General features: G+C 41.7%; 2 protein-coding genes. Both read left to right on the top strand.

Going from position 1 to position 4,186, the window contains the following annotated elements; genetic code table 11:
- The first annotated feature begins 423 nt into the window (after window positions 1-423).
- The gene (locus QZY09_RS07025; RefSeq protein ID WP_295670161.1) at window positions 424-3,669 is read left to right on the top strand and encodes a TonB-dependent receptor; all 3,246 of its coding nucleotides are present in this window, start codon (window positions 424-426) and stop codon (window positions 3,667-3,669) included.
- Between the two features lie 27 nt (window positions 3,670-3,696).
- Window positions 3,697-4,186 (top strand): RagB/SusD family nutrient uptake outer membrane protein (locus QZY09_RS07020; RefSeq protein WP_295670158.1); only part of this gene is annotated, 490 nt, incomplete at its 3' end.

The following is a 4,186-nucleotide window of genomic DNA, read 5'->3' as shown; positions in this document are numbered from 1 at the left end:
GTTTTGTTAGCCTAAAAGCCAAATAAATAATTAATTTATAATTCTTATAAAATTACTTGTGTAAACAGTACACACTATTTACATTAGTATCAACGCCAATAAGGGTTTTTACGTTGGCCAACAATTATATAATACCTAATATTTTTATAACATTTATTGATTTGGTGATGCCCCTTTTTTAGGGTATAAGCTATGTTGTGAAGTGGTGATAAGTTTAAATTTATTATTGTTATTAGTGCATATTAAATGATAAAACGTTTACATTTTTTCTTTTTCAATTGTTTAGCTATTGGAGGTCCTTCTCACCAGGGCCATTGCCAATTTCTTTTGGCTGAAGTCAATTTCCGACCGCCGATATAAATAAATCCAGTTTTTAATAAAAGTCTTAAAATCAAATAAATTAATCAACTAAATCTCAATCTCATGTTTAAAAGTTTACTCCTAAAGGGAAGAACATTGTGCCTGCTGTTATGCTGCATGGTTTCTTCATTGGTAGTTACAGCCCAAACAAAACACACAGGTAAAGTTATCGGAGCCGATGACAAATTACCTGTTGTTGGTGCGTCCGTAAGGATAAAAGGCACCAACACTGGCGCAGTAACTGATGTTAACGGTGACTTTACCTTAAGCCTAAGTCCCGGCAATGTAATTGTAGTAAGTTACATTGGTTATGTTTCTCAGGAAGTAACTGTAAGAGGCAGCGAATTTGTTACTATTTCGCTTCAGCCTGCTTCAAGTTCACTTAATGAAGTTGTGGTAACAGGTTACACCACACAGCTTAAAAAGGACATCTCCGGATCAGTTTCCGTAGTAGATGTGGCCGATGCAAAAAAAATACCTACAACCAGTTCCGAGCAATTACTGCAAGGTCAGGCTGCAGGTGTTACCGTTGTAAATAACGGTGCTCCAGGCGCCCCAAGTAACGTTTACATCCGTGGTATTGGTAACTTTGGTAACACCAGCCCTTTGTACGTTGTTGACGGTGCGCAGGTTAATGACATTTCATTGATCAACCCTAACGATATTGAAAGTATCAGCGTATTAAAAGATGCGGGCGCAGCAGCTATTTATGGTGTTGCGGGTGGTAGCGGTGTTGTTGTAGTAACAACCAAAAAAGGTAAAGCCGGTAAAACTACAATCAGCTATGATGGCTGGTACGGTGACCAGGAGCCTTTAAAAGGAAACGTTTGGCACCTGATGAATCCTGAGCAACAATCAGAATTGGCTTTCAGGGCTAATGACAATGCAACTGAAGGTTTGTATCCAGGTGGCCCGGGTGTTATCCCAACATATGGCTATCATGGTTCATCTGCTGCTGGTTCTTTCGGAACTGCAGGCGTAACCAACGATTCAGGCATCTTACAGTACTACAAGTTCGACGCTTCAAACCCAGGTAGCGACTTCCTGGTCCAGAAATTTGCAACAGGTGCAGGTACCGACTGGTTCCACTCTGTATTTAGTTCAGCTCCTGAAATGCAGCACAACATTACTGCAAGCGGCGGTGGTGATAAAAGTACATTCCTGTTCTCTTTAAACTACTTAAACCAAACAGGTACATTATTAAACACTTACGAAAAAAGGTACCAGGCCCGTATGAACTCTAACTTTAAAGTTAATGATCATATTCGTTTTGGCGAAAGCGGCTTTGCTACTTACAGGGAAAATCAGGGTGGATATCCTGGTTCACAGCAGCAGGAAGGTGGCTCAATTGCCTACACTTACCGCGAAATGCCTATTATACCAGTATTTGACGTTGGAGGTAACTACGGCGGCGGTTATGACGGTCCGGGTGGCGAGCCACTGGGTAACGGTAGTAACCCATACGCTATTGCTGTTAGAAACGGCAGCAACCACGCAAGATTCGTATATGTAGAGGGTAACATGTTTGCTGAAGCTGACATTGCCAAATACTTCACCTTGCACACCAACTTCGGTGGTCGTTTGTACAACCAGTACTATAACGATGTTACTTACAATCCGTACGAAAACTATGAAAGCCATAACAATCCAAACGGAATTGACGAAAATGAGCAGTTCAATAGTAACTATAACTGGACAAACACCATCCAATACAAACAAACTATCGGCAAACACAATATCCAGGTATTGGCCGGTTATGAGCAAAAATACAGCACAGGCCGTTATTTTGGCGCTTCAAACACAGGTTTGTTTTCACTTGACCCTGCTTACGCGCAGTTAGGCGATGGTACTGTTAGTTCAGCACCATACAGCTCATTGCAACAACCAGTGGGTATCGAATCATTCTTCGGTAAGTTAGATTATGTTTACGATGGTAAATATATCTTAGGCGCTTCTGTACGTCGTGACGGTGTATCGTTGTTCTATCCTGGTAAACAGTGGGGTACTTTCCCATCAGTTTCACTGGCATGGCATCTTTCTCAGGAAGATTTCCTGAAAGGAGTTAGCTGGATCACTGACCTGAAACTTCGCGGAAGCTACGGTGAAGCCGGTTTCTATGGTAACACACCCGGTGGTAACCCTTACAATGCATTTAATTCAGGTGCAGGTTCATCTTACTACGGTATTGGTGGTGGTTTAAGCCAAACCCAGCAAGGTTTCTACAATAGCTATATCGGTAACCCTAACACTACATGGGAAAATGATAAGTTAACCAATATTGGTTTGGATGCGTCGTTATTTAATCATTTAGACCTGACAGTTGAATATTACAAAAAGGAAAGTGCCGGCTTGTTATTCCAGGCTTCATTGCCAAATACTGTTGGTGGAGCTACTGCCCCGGTTGTTAACATTGGTGACGTTCAGAATAAAGGTATCGACATCTCTGCCACTTATCATGACAGGATCAACAAGGACCTTACTTTTAGTATAGGTGCCAACATAACTACTTATAAGAACAACATTACCAAAGAAACCGGATTATCTAACTTTTTTGACTCCGGTAATAACCGTGACAATCCAATCGTAAGGAACCAGGTTGGTCATCCTATTGGTGAATTCTTCGGTTATATCGTGTCTGGCGTTTACCAAAATGCTTCACAGGTATCAAGCCTTCCAGGTTATGATGGTGCTGCTCCTGGTTCATTCATCTATAAAGATGTTGACGGCGATGGCAAGATCACTCCAAACGACCGTACTTTCATGGGCAATCCAAACCCTAACTTTACTTACGGTGTAAACCTTAACGTAAGCTACAAAAGGTTTGATTTTACAGCAGTATTGTACGGTTCACAAGGAAACAAGGACTATAACTATACTGAGTACTGGACAGATTTCTACAGTACCTTCCAGGGTGGCAAAAGCCTTAACTTGTATAACAACGCTGCAATTGTATCAAATGGGGTAGTAACTAACCCAAGTGCAAACCTGTCAGCTGCTTCGTTCTCTCAGGCTTTAGGTTCAAGTACTACCAGTTCATACTACGTACAGGATGGTTCATTCCTGAAATGCCGCGTACTTTCTATTGGTTACGCGTTCGATCCGCTTTTACTTAAAAAGATCGGTTTTGATAAACTGCGTGTTTATGTACAAGGAACCAACTTATTTACTGTTACCAAATACACCGGCTTAGATCCTGAATTGGTTTCTTCGTTGGCTAATAATGGTGGTGGTGCTCCTTTGGGTATAGATTATGGTGCTTATCCAGGCAACCAGAAACAATATATTTTGGGTGTTAACTTAACATTTTAATTAATTAAAAATAAAAAATTTAGAGTTATGAAAACTTCTTATGGTAAATTCATCGCCCTGGGTTCTCTGGTTGCGCTTACACTAACCTATTCGTGTAAGAAGCTCCTGAACCAGGCACCGGTAGGGTCGTTAAACGGCTCGGTACTGGCCAACAAGGCTGGTCTCGACGGCCTGCTGATCGGCGCCTACTCCATGTTGGATGGCTATGGCCAAACATCTACTGAATGGGAATCGGGTATTGATAACTGGATCTATGGTGGCGTTGGTGCAGATGATGCTTTTAAAGGATCTAATACAACTGACCAGCCTACTGCGGTTCCTATTGAGAACCACACCATCGACCCTTCAAACGAGTATATCTCTGAAAAATGGTCGGTATTTTACAATGCTGTTCAGCGTGCAAATGACGTGATCCGCGAATTGCCTCAAATAAAAGATGGTTCGGTATCCCCGGATTATGCAAAAGAAGTAACAGCCGAAGCGAAATTTTTGCGCGGTGTGTTCCACTTCGAATTGG

Source organism: uncultured Mucilaginibacter sp., assembly GCF_903913935.1.
GTDB lineage: Bacteria > Bacteroidota > Bacteroidia > Sphingobacteriales > Sphingobacteriaceae > Mucilaginibacter.
The sequence above is the reverse complement of the archived record's forward strand: the minus strand, read 5'-3'. Positions and strand labels throughout refer to the sequence as shown.